Below are 16665 nucleotides of genomic sequence, written 5' to 3' on the forward strand. Positions count from 1 at the left end.
TTACTCCCCTCCCTGCTTACGGGATTTAAGGAGTTCCATTACCGAGGTAAATGCGGACAGGCGATAACGGCCTATATCCATATTAAAGATGAAACCCATCATTACTGTGCAAAGAACTAATGGGAAGAGATAAGCCATTGAACCTACGTCGCTGTAGGCCGCAGATAATGAAAATATTAAAATCAGGACGAAAAAAGTCGCCGCATAGGCTCTTATTTTTTTTCTTATTAGAGATAACACCTCCGAGGTCGCCCTAAATTCTCGAGGTAGTGACAGATATAGACTTCTAGTATTTATAAATCCAAACGATAGAAGCATCCCGAGAAAAGCACTGCCACCCGTTGCGGCTAACAACTCACTAACAGGTTGACCGGAAATAAAAAAACTAAATAACGGACATAAAATCAACCATGCCACAAGAAGTAAACCTGGCCACAAACAGCTCCAGAAGTCAGGAATTTGAATACCTCCCGCCTTAAGGATATCTTTCAGTTCTTCAGCTTCTTGTTGAACTATTTTATGCGTAACCATCATTTACCACCCCGCTCTTTATTGAATTTATCTTGCATGACCTTTGCTTGCTCCATCATTTCATCTTTACTGCTTGCTCCAGGTATACTTTCCTGTTTCTCTTTTTCAAGGTTATAAACTTTATTTTGTGCAGTTCGTTCTGATGAGTGATATTGCTGCAGATCGTTTCTCTGACCTTCAACATTTTGTTGTTGGCTATGAATATCTGACTGAGCTTTCTGTTGGGCTGTTTGGTTATTTTCAATCATTCCCTTAACCTGATCACCTACGTCACTTTTGATGCCGGCCGCTGCGGTTCGCTCGTCTACCGCACTTTGATGGTGTTGATGGTCGCCGGTGATGTCGCCGGTACTACCGCCGCCCCCTGCAGAACCCATCGTCGCCCCCAGCCCCTCGCGATTGACCTGATATTGCGCGTCCACCTGCGGCGCCACCTGGTCACGTACAAAATCACGTGCAAGCGACTGACGCGCAGCAACCGCGTCCTGCGATTGCCCGGTCAGAATGTTGCCGGCATCGTTTGGTGCCTTGTCCATCACATACTGCGCAAACTGCTGGCTCAGGTTTTCACGCATATCGGCGCTGAGACTTTCGGTACGGGAAGCCTGCTCGGACAGTTCATGGCTGCGGGTATGCGCGCTGCTGTACTGTTCATAACTGCTCTTGGCACCTGACAGTGACGCCGACAGCTGGTCGACACGCGAGTCTGCATTGTTGTCGGTATGGCCACCGGACTGGCTGGTACGCTGGCTGGTCAGATAATCCATCCCCTCCTTGAAGTCGGCAGCGGCCTGAGTACTCTGATCGTGCCGTGCATCCTGACTGCCACGCGTGCCACTACTAGCAGAATGAGAATCTGTGTCGCTCCCTCTTTTGTCGTAACTTACCCCCATATATCCTTCTGCCGTTACACCGTTCCCCAACACTTTTAATCCACCACTTGCGGAAACACCCGCTCGCGTATTAAAGCCCGCGGTATCAGTAACGGATCTCGACGCCAACTCCTGTGTCGCCTGTTCATGACTGATATTATTGGCCTTGGCATAGCTGTCCACCGCGCTGGCCATCTTGTGGGCGGCGATACTGGACTGGCTGTTCTGCGCCGTATCGGCACCACTGGTCATCGTATCGCTACTGCCACGCTGACCGGTGAACTGTGACAGTTGCGTCCAGGCGCTGCTGATATTGCTGTTGAAGCCGTGCATCGCCGTTTCTGCCTGGCTTTCCGCTTCACGCGCCATCTGCTGCTGCGCCGTCGAGATTTGGCGTGTCACGCCAATATCTACCGGAATGCGCGACGTCGAGCCGGTAGCATCGAACACCTGGCTGCCGTCGGCGGTGCGGGTCTGGCTGCCGCCGGTGCCCAGCTGCTTGGTCATCTGACCGGTGCGTACCACGCTGTTGGTATCCCAGGTGCTGCCGGTGACGTTATCCGACTGCATGTTGTTGAAGCTGTAGTTGGCGTCCGTGGTGGTGCTCGCCGCCGCACTGCTGGCGCCGGCCGCCGCGTTGTTGAACGAGTGGCCGATGCTGTTCAGTGCGTTGCCCAGACCAATGGCGATATACCAGGAGATGAACGGGATAAACATCGAGATATACCCCGCCGTGGTGGCGATGTCCGAGTAGTTCAGCTGCACCACCGACAGGTTGGCCAGCACCACCGGGCTGCCCATCTTGCGGGCGTAGAAGGTCATGGCACTGTTGAGGATGGCGTACAGCAGCGGCCAGCTCATTAGCCATAGCCAGGCGAACACGTAGCCCTTGAATACCTGCCAGCCCTGATTGACCAGCCCCACCAGGATAATCATTGGGAATACGCCCATCATGATCCCCATCATCACCACGTGCAGGGTCGGCAACATGCGCATCGCCACCTGGCCCATGGTGGCCTGCGACAGCCGCTGTTTCTCCAGCGCCGAGGTGGTAGCGATATTGAGCATGCCGGCGGTGTCGTTACTGCGTGAGGCGTAGCTGAGTATTCCGCTGCGCAGGCCGTTCATCACTACGTTCTGTTTGATGATGTCGGAGGCCGAGTTTTTGTTCTGGTAAAAATACTGGTAGCTGTTGCCCAGCAGCTGGCCGAACAGCAGGTCGGCATCCGGTTTGCCGCCGAACAGCTGACGGGCATAGTAATGCCAGGTCGGGCTGCCGGTCTGCCCTTCCAGACCCAGCATGTTCTTGAGCGGCGCAGCCGCCTGCTCGCAGGTCATGAACTTGCCGTCCTTGCTGAACAGGCCGCGCAGCGGGCTCGGTTTGCTGAAGACGAGCGTGTACGGGTCCGTCGAGTTCATCAGCTCGTTCAGGCTGTATTTGCGGTTTAGCAGGATGTCGCCAATCACGCAGTTCTGCACATAATCGGCAAACAGGTCGGTCAGCTCCGGGTTTTGCGCGGTAAAGTCGGTGCTGCGCGCCATTAAAGAAGCGCCGAACAGCATGCCGGTTTGACTGTAGGTCGCCACATCCGGCTGACTGAAGACCACCTCATAGCCTCGCACCATTAGCATGCCGAACTGGGTAAACAGCGATGCCGGCAGGGTGATGCCCAGCGGTACGTTATCGACGACATAGACGTCCCGCGGGTTGGTGATATCGACGACCTGCACCCGCGGGCCGCTACTCACCACGACCGCCACCCCCACCATCACAAACACCCAGGTTAGCAAGTGCATCAGGTCGTGCGTGCGTATCCACTGCACCATCAGGACATAGACGCCGGCCAGCGTGCCCACATGACGGATGTAGTACCAGCTGTCGGAATGCAGGAACGCCGCCACCGCATTGAGGGTCTCGCGCAGCCAGTCACCACCGCCGATAACGTAGATTTCTGCTGCCATTATTGACCTCCCCCGAAGCGATAATTGTCCTGATAACGCGTCAGCATGCGTGCCGACACCTGCTGGCGCATGTAACGCATCTGCTGGTCAACAACCAGCAGCGCATCGGTCTGTACCTGCACCCGGGACTGCAGCGAGGCCAGCAGCTGGTTGGCCTGCGTGAAGTTGCTGTTGATTTGCTCCATCGTCGCCTCCGGATAGTTGCCCACCGCCAGCATGGCGCGGGCGCCGCTCATCAGCTCTTGCAGGTACTGCAGCATGATGTCGTAGCCGACGTAATCCGCCAGACTGTAGACCAGCGAGTTGTCGACACCCAGCATCTGCGGATCGACCAGGTAAGTCAGCAACGGCACATGCGTGCCGGAAATCAGCCCCTTTTCCTTTTCGGTCAGCGGCACGTCATCACGCGCCTTGCTCTTGATGCTGGTCAGCATGTCGAGAATTTGCCCCTTGAGTGCCCGTTCCGGGCTGATGGTGACGCTGCTGTCCGCCACCACTTTCAGGCACTTGTCGCTGTCATTGCAGTGATAGATGCGCGCCGTGCCGCCTTCCATTAGCGCGCGGATAATGCTCTGGTCGGTAGTTTTTGGCGCCAGTGGGGTAATTTCGCCGTTGGCGCCAAACACCAGTGAGCCGGTCAGCGTCATCACGAACTCTTTTAGCTCCTTGTTGCCACTGAACATCTGGTTTTTGGAGAGCGCATCCCACATGATGTTGATGTTTTTGGAGACGCGCTCCTTGTCCTTCTCCCCGGCCCGGTCGCGCACAGACTCGCCCTGGCCGCCGACCGTACAGCCCTGACGGGATGCCGCCCAGTCGGCGAAGATGTTCGACTGCCCGGCGATATCCTGACAGACCTTCTGCTGCGAGACCTGGGTGCGCGGGAACAGCCCGCCGACAATGCCCTGCGCGGCCTGACAGCTGCTCATGTTCATGCTGTTGACGTCGCTGGCCATCTTCTGGATGAAGTCCTTGGCATCTTTCAGCTCCGGCACCGTGGTCTGCAGCGCCAGGTCAAAGAAGTAGCCGGCGGCATTCGACATGATTTGCTTGGTAAAGCGCTGCAGCTGTTCGCCATTGATAAAGCTGAACGATCCCAGGTAGGCATCGATACCGCCGCAGCCGGCATTGATATCCGGCAACGTCATCGACACCAGCTGTACCTGACGCACCCCGGTGCGCGCATAGATGGAGCCGCCGGAGGCATAACCGGCGGCCTGCCCCTGCCAGACGCCCGGCATGGTGGTATTGGATTCAAACCCCAGCTTGTCGAAAAAGTGGTTCATGTCGCTGTTCATGTCAGCCGAGGCGGCGCCGACAAACAACCCGATCACCACGCCACAGCACAACTGTGTCAGCCTGCGTGTCATCGTGCACCTCCTCGCATCGTCGCGTCCTGCAACACCGTGTCGAGCCGCGCCATAAAGCCGGCTTCATCTGCCGCCCCCTGGATAAGGGGGTAAGTCGCCAGCGTATGCACATTCACCAAAAACGTCGTCGGCGAGGCCACCGGCAGGCCGGGGAAGAAGGTGCGCATCACGTCCGGCGGCGCCGGAATGGCTTCGGGAAACGTCTGGTCGCCCTGGCCGTCGAAGGTGTAGACAAACAGCGGGAAGCCGTGCTGTGCAGACATCGCCTTGATAAGCGGATCGAACTTCTGGCAATAGCCGCAGTGTCCCTGCATGAACAGCACCACCGTCCAGTCATTGAGGTTGACGCGCGCCCCGTTGCTGAGCGTCAGCCACCGTGCCGGTTTTGGAGCGGCGGCTGGCATGCCGGACGCCGCCTCTGCCTGTGCCCGCTGCTGTGCTGATTGCTGCAGCTGAGCAATTTCGTCGCGCGTGCTCGCGCTGGCTGTCGACATGCCCAGGCCGAGCAGCACCACTAACGTCATCAATCGCTTAATACTTGGGCGCATGGGGCTCCTCCTGTACCGGTTCACCCGCATCCGTGGCAACGGCACGTTCGCCGTCGCCATGCTGCGCACGATAGGCCGCCTTCTCGGGGGCCAGACGCTCATCCGCCACGCGGGTCGCTATCGCATCCAGAATGCGATAGCCGCCGATAATCACCAGGCTGACAGCCAGCAGCTTGGCCAGCCCCCAGGCAAAATCCGGCAACGTCCAGACGCAGCCCGCTATCATGTTGCACCACAACCCCAGCCCGACCATCCACATGCCGGCAACATCAATCTGGGGAAATTTGAATTTACGCATCCACGTTCCTTTAATAGTTCGGTTTGAAATCGGTCAACACGTCGCGGAACTGCCGCGCCAGGTCGTCCTGACTGATAAAGCCGTAGGCCAGCGGCTTGACTGCCCCGCTGCGCGGATCAACCAGCATCAGTGCCGGGAAGTGACTGACGCCCAGCCGCTGCGCCTGCCCCGCATCACGCCGACTCTCCGGCATGGCGGGATTGACCACCCCGTCGACGGTCACCGGCACCACCGACAGTCCGTAGCTGTCACGAAAGCCTTTCACCACGCTGACCAGCTGGCCGTCGATAGGCTCGGCGCCGCGATAAAACAGCATCACGCCATAACGCTGCGCCAACTGGCCGATGGCCTCGCGCTGGGCAGCAAAGTCAGCGGCCAGCTGGCTTTTCACCGTGCCGTTGTAGTGGCTGTATTTCAGGTTGTAATCCAGCTCCGGGTGCGCCAGGAACGCGCGCTGCGCGGAGCGCTCAAAAAGTCCCGCCTGCTGGGTGAAATAGTTCTGCATCTGGAAGAACTTCACGAAGTTCTCGGTACTCGGGTACAGGATGGCGTCCGCCAGCTTCTCCTTGAGCGACTGCTGCAGCAGCTGCAGCTTTTCCAGTGCCCCGGCCGGTGCGGCCGGGGCTGCAGCCTGCGGTGGCATCTCGTCGTCAGCGGGTTTGGCCTCCCGCTCATACCACTGCCAGCCGCCGGCCTGCGCAGTGAACGCCGCGCCCAGCAGGCTCAGACCCAACAATGCTGCCGCCCTGCGGTTGGCCAACCCGCGTGCCGCCAAATTGACATTTGAAGTCCCGCGCGTTTTCACTTGGCTGCCTCCTGCATACGTTGTGCGATTTGCTGCTTAACCTTCTCCAGCAGTGCCGCGTCTTCGGGCACCTTCTGGTTCTTCATCAGGTCTTCATAGAAATTGGCAAAGTCCAGCTGGTCGAAGTTGATGCGCTGCAGCTCGTCTACGGAAATGCCCCGGCAGTCCGGTGATTTTGCGTCGCCAAAGCCGATACCCAGCTGCCACGCGCGCCCCTGCTGCTGAACAATCTGCGCCAGCTTGCTGTCGAACTGGCAGTAGCTGCGCTTCTTCTGCAGGCAGACACCCAGCACTTTCTTGCTGCAGTATTCGCCGACGCTGACGGTCAATTTGTTCTCTTTCGCCTTGCCCAGTGCCTTCTCCTCGCTGTCGCAGTGCGCCAGCCCGACGCTGTTACCCCACCCGGAGTCCTTGCAGCAATCGCTAAAGCCGGCAAACGCCTTGCGGCAGGACTGCCCCTTACCGGTGAAGGCGCGCACATCGATACCGTTCAGGGCCGCCACGTCCTTGCCGGCAGCCGCCACCGCGGCCAGCTCGGAAACGGCGTGCGCAAAGTCGTTGCCCTGGGTGCCTTTTTGGGTTTTGTCGCACTCCCCGTCCAGGCAGTACATCTGGCCACCGCACAACATCACATTCCCGGTGGTGCGGGTTTCGCAGGAGTAGGTCACGTTCTCATGCAGGCACTGGCCATACTCATCGGAGAAGGCACAGCCGTGCGTGGCAATAGTGCAGGCCGGATTGTTGGCATAGGCTTCGCAGCTGCCCTGGCCGGCCTCCTGCAACCGATAGGTGTCGGTAAAGCGCCAGCAGCTGGCCCACACCGGGTAGGTCTGGCCGTTGACCGTAACGGTTCGTTCGCCGCCCGGCTCACTGCAGACGGTATTGACCTTCACCGCCCCGGCCTCCTGCGCCAGTGGGCAGTCGGCCGGCGTCGACGTGGTCGGCACCCAGACCTGCACCGATGAACTGCCGTCGAACTTCACGTAGAACACCATTGGCGAACCGCCCGCGCCGCCGCTCAGTTGCCTGACCATCGCATCCAGGAAGGTATCCAGGTGGCCACCGGGATCCATGGTGAGGAATATATCGACCTGCTGACCCTGCGTGAGCGTGACGTTACCGACGTTCAGCGGCCGGCTGCCCCAGTCCTGACGGCCATAGCGCACCTCATTCCCCAGCAGTGAAAAGGCCAGCGGCACGCCATAGCTGTGCAGATCGTCCTGCAGCTCGAGGTATATCGACCCCGTAGTGAGCTTGCCGGTAAACGGCGCCGTAAAGGTGCCGTGAATGCGGTTGCCCTCTTTCCACCAACGGATCATCGATTTGTCGATGTGCGCGTTACGGTCTTCATAACGGGTCTCATGGTGGCCACCGATGTCGGTGGCACGTTCGCAGGTACGCATCACCGCCGTATCACGCTCGCACACATGGCGGGTGAACTCACTGCGGGTTACCTGTTCGGCCTTGCAGTCCGGGCCGGTCTTGCCGACGATGCTCTCGGCCTTGCCTTCAATCTCCTTGCCGGCCTGAATAAAGGGCGCATCGTGAGAAATCGGCTCCTTAGGGTTCTTGAGCACCGAATCGGTCACCGCCTGCCCGACCTCGGTCTGTCCCCAGGCGGTGCCGCCGTCGGTCTTTAGGTTGTTGGCATCCCCGGCCGTGACACCGCCGTAATACCCCTTCTCTTTCGGGTTGTCGGTGTAGTTCGGCAGCACGTTGGCCGGGTTGGTGTTCTGCAGCGTACCTGTGCCCTGACCGGCGACCTGTTTGGCAAACTCGCTGCCGGTCTGGAACACGTCATCACCTTGCGCGCGGCAATCGCCGGTGGCGAAGATAAACGTCCCCAGCACCAGGGCATGTGTCGCCAGCAGACCGGGCAGAGATTTCACCAGGTGGGTCATTTGTCCTTCCTCCTGCTTTTTTTATTGTTTTTTTTCGGCATTAGAGCCCTGAATAGCAGCCATAACAGCAGTACGAGCCCCATGAGCCCCGCGATAACCAATGTCAGTTGCATCAGTGAAAACAACTTCTGTAGAGGCGTGCCAAACATGTCCATATTCACGCTGCCGCTCATTTCACACCTGCCTTATCCAGTAATGCCTGAGCCGAGGCGGCGCAGTCGCCGTCTTTGGCGACCTTCTTCAGCGCCTGCGCCATCAGCAGGTTGCCGCGCACCACATCAAAACCGGCCGCGCAGCGCACGACCAACGCCGGCACGGCGGTGATGCCGAACTGACTGTAGGGCTGCGGGTCGATTTGCACGCCGTCAATGCCGCCGGCTTCCACCAGTTTTTGCACCCGCTGCACCGTTTCGCGCATGTCGCCATTCACCATGCCGCGCAACGTGGCCGGAATGCCGAATCGACGCGCCTCTTGCAGCATGCGACGCATGCCCTCTTCGGGAATAGCGAAGGACACGAAGTACAGCGCCCCCTCGGCCGGTTGTTCTGTTGCGTCCTGACGCTGCTTCGCGGCCAGTTGGTCAATAAAGGACTGGTCGTCCTGGGCCAGCGAACGCGGCGGCTGATTACGCAGGAACTCCGGTACCGGGGTGTTTTGGTGCAGGTCAGCCGAGCGCTTTTCCTGCTCGCGCAGCCATGCCCGGTTACTGTCCACCGGGACGGTCGCCTGCTGCTGTGCGGTAGCAACAGAGTCTGCCGCCGTTTGCCCGACAGCGATCATCGGTACGGTTGCCGCCGTCAGGAGCACTGTCAGCAGCCCTATAGCCTTGCTGTATGTCGTCATGGCCTTCTCCTTATAAAAAGACGCAGTTACGCTTGCGCCACATGACGTAGCCGAAGTTCTTCTTGCTGGCCGGCGAGTTGTGGCCCACTTCCCAGCGCATCACGCTGCGCCCCATCGGGTGACAGCGGGCGCTGTCCGGGTACATGTTCACCATCTGATAACGCCAGCGCTCTTTCGGCATGATCGGCGACGGATACTCGAAACAGACCGCCCGGTCTTTGCCGATGGACTCCATGATTTGCCCCTGGCGGTGCAGCTTGAACGCCATTTTTTCCGAGACCAGCACCGACGACTGCAGCGGGCTGATTTCCTTCGCGACCCAGCCGTTGAACGGGTACATCGAGCCCTGACTGCCGGCGCACCAGAACAATGCGTCGATCGGCAGATGGAAGCCGCTGGCAATGGCGTCGGCCGCGCAGGCGCCCTGCGCCAGCGGGTTGGCAAAGACCACGGCTTCCGGGTTGAGAATGGTGGTCAGGCTGCTGTCCACCCAGGTCGGATCGATTTCCGACAGGTAGGCGATATCCATGTCCCCACCCTGCAGGCAGCCCGCGGAGGTGATGATGTTCAGCCAGTAGGTCAACGGGTACTTGTACCAGTGGACGTGATAGAACGCGGTGGTCACGTCCCCCTTGCCGCTGCTGCCGCCGGTGCCGGTGCCAATCTTGCCAAGGTTGATGCTGAAACCGCCCAGGTTGACCATGCAGCCCGGCGAACGGGTCACGTCAGTCATGGCCATCGGCTCCCAGTACCCCATCGCCATCCCGATACGCTGAAAAATCGGCGGCGGCATGGGGCAGAACTGGATTGGGCTGCCCGGATTGCCGGTATCCGGCAAATCCCCTTTCCCGACCGGAATGCTCCCAATCGAGAGCGGGAAGATGCAGCGCCAGCAGATATCGGTGATCGGGTTAACAAAGCGCCCCTGACAGGCCGCATCCGCTGCCTGAGACGGTGCCGAAAACAGGCCTGCCGCGACCAGCAACGCCGAGAGCCAGCAACGGATCATGCGCGACGCTCCTGGCAATGCGTTCCCCGGTAGATCTCTTGCACATCACCGGCGGCAACCATCCGGGCGGTGGGACGTGCCTCATCCTGCGGCGGTAACAACGCCGCCAGGGTGCCCAGCAGACTGTCGATAAGCGCCAGCTTGTCGAACAAATAAGGGCTGTGGCCGTCCTGATCGGCAGGCAGCTGTTCACGCAGCTCATGGGCGACCTCACGGCACTCCAGAATGCATTTGTAGATCCCACCCTTTGCCGACGCCGCCTGGCGGATGGCCATCAACTCGCCGTGGCGCGCGGCCAGCAATTGGCGACAGCTCTGCAGCTGATTCTCGGTCGCAATAAAACGTTTACGTGTCACAAACATGCTTATCCCCTTCAGTTCGCGCTGCCGGCGGCAGGAATGGATTCGATACGCAGCCGCAGGCCGCTCGGTGCCGCCGTGATGCGCGCCGGCACCGTCGTCAGCCCGAACCGGCGCGACAGCGCCCCGCCCTGATCGAAGTAGATACGGCTGTCCAGCGCAGCAGAGGTCTTGGGAACGTCGCCGTTGATCAGAATGATCTTCACCATCAGGGTCTCTGGCTGCTGTGCCTTCATCCAGGCAACCTGCTGCGGATCGTCGCCGTCGATGAAATACAGCGTCTGCGCGAATGGCACGGTGGCCAGCGGGTTGATAACGTCGCCCTTGCGGGCAAACACCCGCCCCTTGTCGTCTTTCAGATCAGAAGAGAGCTGCACGCTCGGGTCGAAGAAGCGTTCGGCATAGCGCTCGGTTTTTCCGATGCCGGCGACCGGCTCAGGCCGCTGGCTATGCTTCACGGTGCGCGCTTTGAACGCCGTCATTTCCTCATCCCAACGGCCGCTGCGCTGCAGCGCGGTCAGACGTTCGTGAATGGTCTGCAGCATGTCAGGCTCGGCCACCGGGTACAGGTCGCCCCAGGTGCCGAAGTCTTTGGCCACCGCCATGCTCGTAAGCTGAGAAAGTCCGAGCACCACTATCAGCAGGCTTTTACGTAAAGGCTTAGCCACGCTCTGCCTCCTGATACCGTTCGAACCAAAACACGACGGGCGCGGGTTTGACTTCAATCAACCCGAAGCGCTCGGCAGTGCGGAAATTGACGCTGTAAGCCCGCGCTCGCTCAGCTTGCGCCGCTATCTGCTCGCGGAACGTCTCGAGGCTGAAAGTCGTTTTGAACAGGTTGCACGGGGCGCACGCCGGGTTGAGGTTCTCGATTGCATCGCGGCTTTCATGCAAAACCTTGCCGGTCGCTTTCAGTTTGAACAGACCTTTTTCGGCGGCGGCCATGTCCTGCTCGGATTCTCGCATCACCGGCTCGAGGTGATCGGCATGCCAGCCTTTCTCCGGCAGTTCACAACCGCAGTAGGCGCATCGGCCGCCAAACTTCTCGCGCAATACCGCGCGTTGTGCTTTGGTCAATTTAGCCATGCGGCACCGCCTGTGAGGGAATATCCGCTTGTTTTGCCTGCGCAACCGCCGACTGCAACGCCTTCACATCCACGGCGCCGTAAAGCGGCGTCACCTGATCCGCACGTGCATCACGGGTCGGCATAACGATAAAAGCGGGGGTGCCGCTGATGTTCAGCTGCTGGGCCAGCTCACGTGTGGCCAGCAACGTTTTCTCCGTCTCGGGCAGTACGGTCATCGGCGCGGCGCCGGCCGCCAGGAGCGCCGCATTAAGCGTGTGTTGCGACAACCGCCCTTCGTTCTCACCGGAGGCAAACACCGCATTGTGGTAGGCAAGATAAGCCTCACCGCCCTTGAGCTGCCACAGCGTCAGGCCGGTGCGTGCCGCCTGCACCGACATCGGCCAGCGACTGCCGAAAATGGGGAATTCCTTGAACACGAAACGCACATCGGGATTGTCCCGCACAAAGTCGGCCACCACCGGCGCCATACGCGCGCACCAGATGCACTGATAGTCGAAGAACTGCACCACGGTCACGCCGCCGTCAGGATGTACAACCGGCGTCGCCGGATCGTGCAATAACGTCGCCTGCAGTTCCGGCTGCGTGGTCAACGCGGTTTGCACCGTGCGATTGGCTGCGGTCTGTTGCTGCGCCTCCAGCTTTTCGCTCATCTGCAGCAGGATGTCCGGGTGCGCCAGCAGGTAATCGCGGGCAAGTGGCCCGATAGCATCCTGCTGAGCCGGGGTAAACACCCCTGGAGCCGCCGTAATGGTGGCTGGCGCTTGTTCCATCAACCGGTTCGAAGCGAACATGACTATTAAACAAAGAATAAAGCCCGCCATAAAACTGATTGCTGAACTATTCATAGGTTTGCCTCCTTACCTACACGGGCGATATTGCCCCGCTGCATGCGGGCAGCAATATCCCGCTGCAACTCGCGCGTCACGTCTTTTGCCCCGCCCACAACCGCCGGCGATACCAGAATGATCACGTTGTTGCGCTGCTGGTAGTGCGTGATACTGGCCTCCAGCGCACCGGTAAACCGTTCTGCCAGTTGTTTGCTTTGCTCCGGTGGCAGCGCTTTTTTCCCAGCGCTCTCATAGAACGCTTCCATGGTCTGCTTCATGTTGAACGTGACAATCACCGGCTGGCGCTGCACCAGCCACAGCGCCACCAGGCTGCTCAGCAGCACGGCCAGTACCACCGCGCCGCAACCCCACAGCACCAGCCGGCGGTCTGACCGTTGTCCGCCCGCGCTCCCCTGCTCAATCACCTGCAGTTCAGTGCCTGTCATGCCGCCATCCTCCGGTTAGCCTGCCGCTCGACCCACTGCTCCAATCGGGCCATCTCGTCACCAAACTCCTGACAGGCCAGCGCGTAAACGGCATCGTGTACCGACATTCCCTGCGCGCGCCGACTCTGGATAAACTCAAAGTCTTCCCCGCGCGACGAATACAGGGCGCGGCTGAGTGGATCGACAAACAGTCGGTGCCAGGAACTGCGCCCGTTCACCATCAACAGGAACGAGCTGAAGCCCTGCGCCACCGCATCGTCGAAGCGATTGATGACGTCCTGCTCCAACTGACTGAAATTGTTCGGGTACTCCTGGTTGTAGTTTTTGAACGCCATCGCCTCCTGCATCAGGATGACTTTGTACGCCGAGTTGGCCCAGGCAGCCCGCGCCGCGCTCGATGCCTCTTCGGAGTCAAAGTCCTTGATGTTCTGCGTGATGGTGATGTAGGCACCGCCGTGTTTACGGGCCACGCGGTAGCCTTTCTCGATGAACTTGCCGACCTTCTTGTTCTCAAAGTCCAGCAGGCGCCAGCCCTCGTCGATGACACAGAGCTTTTTGGTCTTACGCGACGTCTGATACATCCGGCCTTCGATAAAGATGATGAGGGAGAACATCACGGCGACCAGCAGATCGGGCCGGTCTTCCAGACTGCCCATTTCCAGCACCACCATACGGGCGTCATCATGCAGCGTCGGTTCGTCCGAGTTGAAGAACTCGCCATGAATGCCCCCACGGGTGTATTTGTCGAGCAGGATGGTCATCTCGTGAATACGCGTGCGGATCGGCGGTGACTGGCGGTACTCCTCGGCATCCATGGCTTCTTTCAGGAAATCCACTACGTCATCGATGCGCGCCGAACGTCCCTTGGAAAGCCAGGCCGCTTTCGCCGCCATCAACAGCAGGGACTCGGAGACTTCATCCAGGTTGCCGTCCGGGCTGGCCATCACCGACAGCTGATCGCGCAGGCGTTCCGCGCTTTCATTAATGTTGACGATGTTGGCAAAGGGGTTGAACTTGAGCGACTCGGCATCGATGTAGACGCCGCCCATGTTCTCGCAAAGCGATTTGTAGCCCGCGCCCATATCAAACACCCAGGCCACACCACCGGCGTCGATCACGCTGCGGATCATCGGCTGAATAAGTCCGGTTTTACCGGCGCCGGACGTCCCGCACACCGCCATGTTGTAGTTGGGGTTTTTCATGCCCTTGGCGTAGATATCGATAAACGCCAGCTGGTTGCGGTAGGTGGGCGCCAGCAGGCCGGACGGTGCCAGACGATTATCGGCCACCACCGGCATCAGATTGACCACGTTCAGCGTCTTGGCCCGGTGCACCGCGCCGTGCTTGCGCAGGTCGTCCAGCACGCCGTGATGCGCCATGAACGGCAGGCAGGCCAGGAAATTCCAGTGCTGCTTGAACCGTGGGGCGATCAGGTCGATACCGTTTTTGCGGTAGGTGTTGATGACATCCTGCTCACAGCGCAGTGCCACGTTATCGTTGTCTTCGCAAAATACCGTGACGTTGTAGAAGTAAGAGGCCAGCGCCGTCTGATTGGACGACAGCGCCTCGCGCAGCTCTCCCCACTCTTTGGCTTCTGCCACTACGTTCGGGAACACCTTGGCGTAGGACGTACGGGATTTTTTCTCCAGGTCGAGGTATTTGCGGTTGGCCTCGAACTGGTTCTTCTCCTGCTCTTCGACCACCATCGTCAGCGTGATGATGAACGGGCACGCGATCGACAACTCGGGGTTCAGCAGGTTGCCGTAGTTGTCGGCACTGGCCCACAAAAATGCCATGTCTGGGTTCTTTTCCAGCTGGAAATTCATCACCCGTGCCACGCTCTCGTTCTCACGGCCCGCACTGCGCAAGTTTATCTTGAGGCAGTCAGGATAAACGTTCATACCAAAACCGTTGTCGATGCACTGAAAGTTCAAATCCTGATAGGGGTCGAGCGTGCGTTTCGTGTCATACAACTGATCGGGATCGTGGTTGATCATCTCGCCAACCACGTTGATAAAGGCGCCGGCGTCAACCGGCCGGGAAGGTATCTTGGCGCCCATCAGTGACGCGCGCAGGACCTTCACCAGGTTCTCCATCTGTAAAAAGGCGGCCTTGTTATTGCGCCTGGCCTTGATGCACATCGAGATGAACACCCGGTAATTACGCAGGGTCAACGGGATATCAACCCCCAGGGGCAGCGCAAATCGGTCTTCCGCCGCCGTCAGGTAAAAGGCGCGGGTGATGGCATTGAACTTGTCTGCATCCCGTCCCGACCAGGAGAAATCACGCAGGCCGGACTCGATGTGGTCACCCACGCGCTTGCTGGACATCAGATGGATGGACAGCGGTACGCCGCGCGGCAGTTTGGTACGCAGCAGGCTCTCAATCGCCAGCACCTCGGTCGGGCTGGCGCCGGTCAGCGGCTGCACTTCCAGCATGAAACCGATAGAGCCGTCATTGATGAACAGCCCCGAGCTTTCGTCATAATCACGATAAGGCAACAGGCTGCTCAGCTGCGGGAAACGCATATCGCCGAGCAGCTGGTTGGCCTGACTGGACGCATCGGGCATTTTGAGCGCCGACAGCAGGCTGTTGGCCGTATGGGTGACCTTGTCGAGCAAATTCATGAAGGACTCCTGTCAATACACGGACTGGGGCTTGCCCCAGACGGCCGGTTTAACCACGAACAGCACCTTGCCCGGCTGGTGATAGACGTCCTGGCTGTCAATCCAGGGCGCGATCCACAACTGCGCGGTCTGCTCGGCCTGGCGGGCCGGGCGGGTGCTACCGACACCGGCACAGCGCGGCAAGGTGCAGGTGCTGACGGTCGTCACGATAGAGGCCGGCGCAGCGATCGCCGGATACGCAGGCACCGCTGGCGCCGGGGATACAGCTCCCTGACGGGACAGCAAGCGTGACGAACGGCCGACCGCAACCGGCACCGGGCCGGTATCCCGACCAATCGCCGCAAAGTCGCCGTCAGCCAAGCGAGGCAATGCGGCCGCAGCCGGCTTTGCTCCGCTGCCCTCTTCCAGTGACTTGGCTTTCTCGTTGGCCTGCTCCATCGTCATGCAGCTGTCGGAGGTGGTGGCGTTACAGCCGAACTCGCTGCTGACGCCGGCACAACCAGCCAGCAGCAGCACGCCACCTAATACGGGGAGTAAAAGCAGTGATTTCATGATGTGCGTTTTCATTGAGTCTCCTTAAACCCTGACAGAGAAAAAAGTCACTAACGGTACAGCCAGAGTCATTACCCATCCGGCGCATGTATGCGCCATCAAGAACGTCGGCACATCAAACTCCAAGTGAATGAAAGAACTCCCGGCAACGATTGCGACCGAGATGGGCACTATCAGTGCCAGGCATACTGACAGTGCGTAAACAGAGGATTTTTTGTTGGGACCCGTCATTAAGAAAATTAAGGAGAGCGCCGCCGACCCCGCACACCAGAGGATGTCACGCCGAAAACCGGCCCACTTGTCGGCATCGGTCAGCAGGTTATCAATGCGCCACGCATCGAGCGCAAGCCAACCACCCCACCAGGCCAGCAATAAAAAGACATATAACCCCGTCATTTTTCGTTCAGTCATGATTTGGCCTCATCCTCAGAAGGCGGTGTCGGTGCAATAGAAATGCCCTGCCGCACGGCATCCGCGCTGTATTTATCCACGATGGACTGCATCAGCGTTGTTTTCCCCGCGCCGGTTCGGCCACAGACGACGAGGTTCCCGATTTCTGCAGAAGCGACACCCAGGAAGGGAAAGTCATCGAAATGCTGGATAGTGGGTCTATCGTTGTTATTCAT

At 59.3% G+C, this 16665-nt stretch carries 18 protein-coding genes; all 18 read right to left on the reverse strand.

The window, feature by feature from the left end:
* The 18 genes from ACJ8PE_RS23925 to ACJ8PE_RS24010 all read right to left on the reverse strand — a co-directional run bounded on the left by ACJ8PE_RS23925 (position 1) and on the right by ACJ8PE_RS24010 (position 16665).
* Positions 1-534 (reverse strand): hypothetical protein, encoded by a 534-nt coding sequence (locus tag ACJ8PE_RS23925; RefSeq protein ID WP_442536904.1) that lies wholly within the window; start codon positions 532-534, stop codon positions 1-3.
* Positions 531-3365 (reverse strand): conjugal transfer mating-pair stabilization protein TraG, encoded by a 2835-nt coding sequence (traG, locus tag ACJ8PE_RS23930; protein ID WP_442536905.1) that lies wholly within the window; start codon positions 3363-3365, stop codon positions 531-533. The genes ACJ8PE_RS23925 and traG overlap by 4 nt, the downstream gene beginning before the upstream one ends.
* On the reverse strand, positions 3365-4735 hold the full coding sequence (traH, locus tag ACJ8PE_RS23935) for a conjugal transfer pilus assembly protein TraH (RefSeq protein WP_442536906.1): 1371 nt from the start codon (positions 4733-4735) through the stop codon (positions 3365-3367). The genes traG and traH overlap by 1 nt, the downstream gene beginning before the upstream one ends.
* Positions 4732-5271 carry a type-F conjugative transfer system pilin assembly thiol-disulfide isomerase TrbB gene (gene trbB / locus ACJ8PE_RS23940; protein WP_442536938.1) on the reverse strand — a complete coding sequence of 180 codons (540 nt, stop codon included), beginning with the start codon at positions 5269-5271 and terminating at the stop codon, positions 4732-4734. Before trbB ends, traH begins: the two co-directional genes overlap by 4 nt.
* Positions 5267-5581: a type-F conjugative transfer system pilin chaperone TraQ gene (locus tag ACJ8PE_RS23945; RefSeq protein ID WP_442536907.1), complete on the reverse strand. Its 315-nt coding sequence runs from the start codon at positions 5579-5581 to the stop codon at positions 5267-5269. Before ACJ8PE_RS23945 ends, trbB begins: the two co-directional genes overlap by 5 nt.
* 10 nt (positions 5582-5591) lie before the next feature.
* Positions 5592-6341 carry a type-F conjugative transfer system pilin assembly protein TraF gene (gene traF / locus ACJ8PE_RS23950; RefSeq protein ID WP_442536939.1) on the reverse strand — a complete coding sequence of 250 codons (750 nt, stop codon included), beginning with the start codon at positions 6339-6341 and terminating at the stop codon, positions 5592-5594.
* Between the two features lie 41 nt (positions 6342-6382).
* Positions 6383-8287 (reverse strand): type-F conjugative transfer system mating-pair stabilization protein TraN, encoded by a 1905-nt coding sequence (gene traN, locus ACJ8PE_RS23955; protein ID WP_442536908.1) that lies wholly within the window; start codon positions 8285-8287, stop codon positions 6383-6385.
* Positions 8288-8456: 169 nt separating this feature from the next.
* Positions 8457-9131, reverse strand: a complete 675-nt coding sequence (trbC, locus tag ACJ8PE_RS23960; protein ID WP_442536909.1) for a type-F conjugative transfer system pilin assembly protein TrbC — start codon at positions 9129-9131, stop codon at positions 8457-8459.
* 10 nt (positions 9132-9141) lie between these two features.
* Positions 9142-10140: a conjugal transfer pilus assembly protein TraU gene (gene traU, locus ACJ8PE_RS23965; protein WP_442536910.1), complete on the reverse strand. Its 999-nt coding sequence runs from the start codon at positions 10138-10140 to the stop codon at positions 9142-9144.
* Positions 10137-10502, reverse strand: a complete 366-nt coding sequence (locus ACJ8PE_RS23970) for a hypothetical protein (protein WP_442536911.1) — start codon at positions 10500-10502, stop codon at positions 10137-10139. Before ACJ8PE_RS23970 ends, traU begins: the two co-directional genes overlap by 4 nt.
* An 11-nt stretch (positions 10503-10513) precedes the next feature.
* A complete protein-coding gene (traW, locus tag ACJ8PE_RS23975) occupies positions 10514-11167 on the reverse strand; it encodes a type-F conjugative transfer system protein TraW (protein WP_442536912.1) in 654 nt (217 codons plus the stop codon).
* Entirely contained in the window at positions 11160-11585 is a 426-nt protein-coding gene (locus ACJ8PE_RS23980) for an HNH endonuclease (protein ID WP_125835646.1), read from the reverse strand. The genes traW and ACJ8PE_RS23980 overlap by 8 nt, the downstream gene beginning before the upstream one ends.
* Positions 11578-12432, reverse strand: coding sequence for a DsbA family protein (locus ACJ8PE_RS23985; protein ID WP_442536913.1), 855 nt, complete (start codon positions 12430-12432; stop codon positions 11578-11580). The genes ACJ8PE_RS23980 and ACJ8PE_RS23985 overlap by 8 nt, the downstream gene beginning before the upstream one ends.
* Complete coding sequence (gene trbI / locus ACJ8PE_RS23990) at positions 12429-12860, reverse strand: type-F conjugative transfer system protein TrbI (protein WP_442536914.1); 432 nt, start codon at positions 12858-12860, stop codon at positions 12429-12431. The genes ACJ8PE_RS23985 and trbI overlap by 4 nt, the downstream gene beginning before the upstream one ends.
* On the reverse strand, positions 12857-15487 hold the full coding sequence (gene traC, locus ACJ8PE_RS23995) for a type IV secretion system protein TraC (RefSeq protein WP_110147665.1): 2631 nt from the start codon (positions 15485-15487) through the stop codon (positions 12857-12859). Before traC ends, trbI begins: the two co-directional genes overlap by 4 nt.
* A 12-nt stretch (positions 15488-15499) precedes the next feature.
* Positions 15500-16054: a type IV conjugative transfer system lipoprotein TraV gene (gene traV / locus ACJ8PE_RS24000; RefSeq protein ID WP_442536915.1), complete on the reverse strand. Its 555-nt coding sequence runs from the start codon at positions 16052-16054 to the stop codon at positions 15500-15502.
* Between the two features lie 9 nt (positions 16055-16063).
* A complete protein-coding gene (locus ACJ8PE_RS24005; RefSeq protein WP_442536916.1) occupies positions 16064-16450 on the reverse strand; it encodes a hypothetical protein in 387 nt (128 codons plus the stop codon).
* The gene (locus ACJ8PE_RS24010) at positions 16447-16665 is read right to left on the reverse strand and encodes a hypothetical protein (protein WP_442536917.1); all 219 of its coding nucleotides are present in this window, start codon (positions 16663-16665) and stop codon (positions 16447-16449) included. The genes ACJ8PE_RS24005 and ACJ8PE_RS24010 overlap by 4 nt, the downstream gene beginning before the upstream one ends.

The sequence above is a fragment of the Serratia sp. CY74737 genome, assembly GCF_052166775.1.
GTDB classification, from domain to species: Bacteria; Pseudomonadota; Gammaproteobacteria; order Enterobacterales; family Enterobacteriaceae; genus Serratia; species Serratia ureilytica.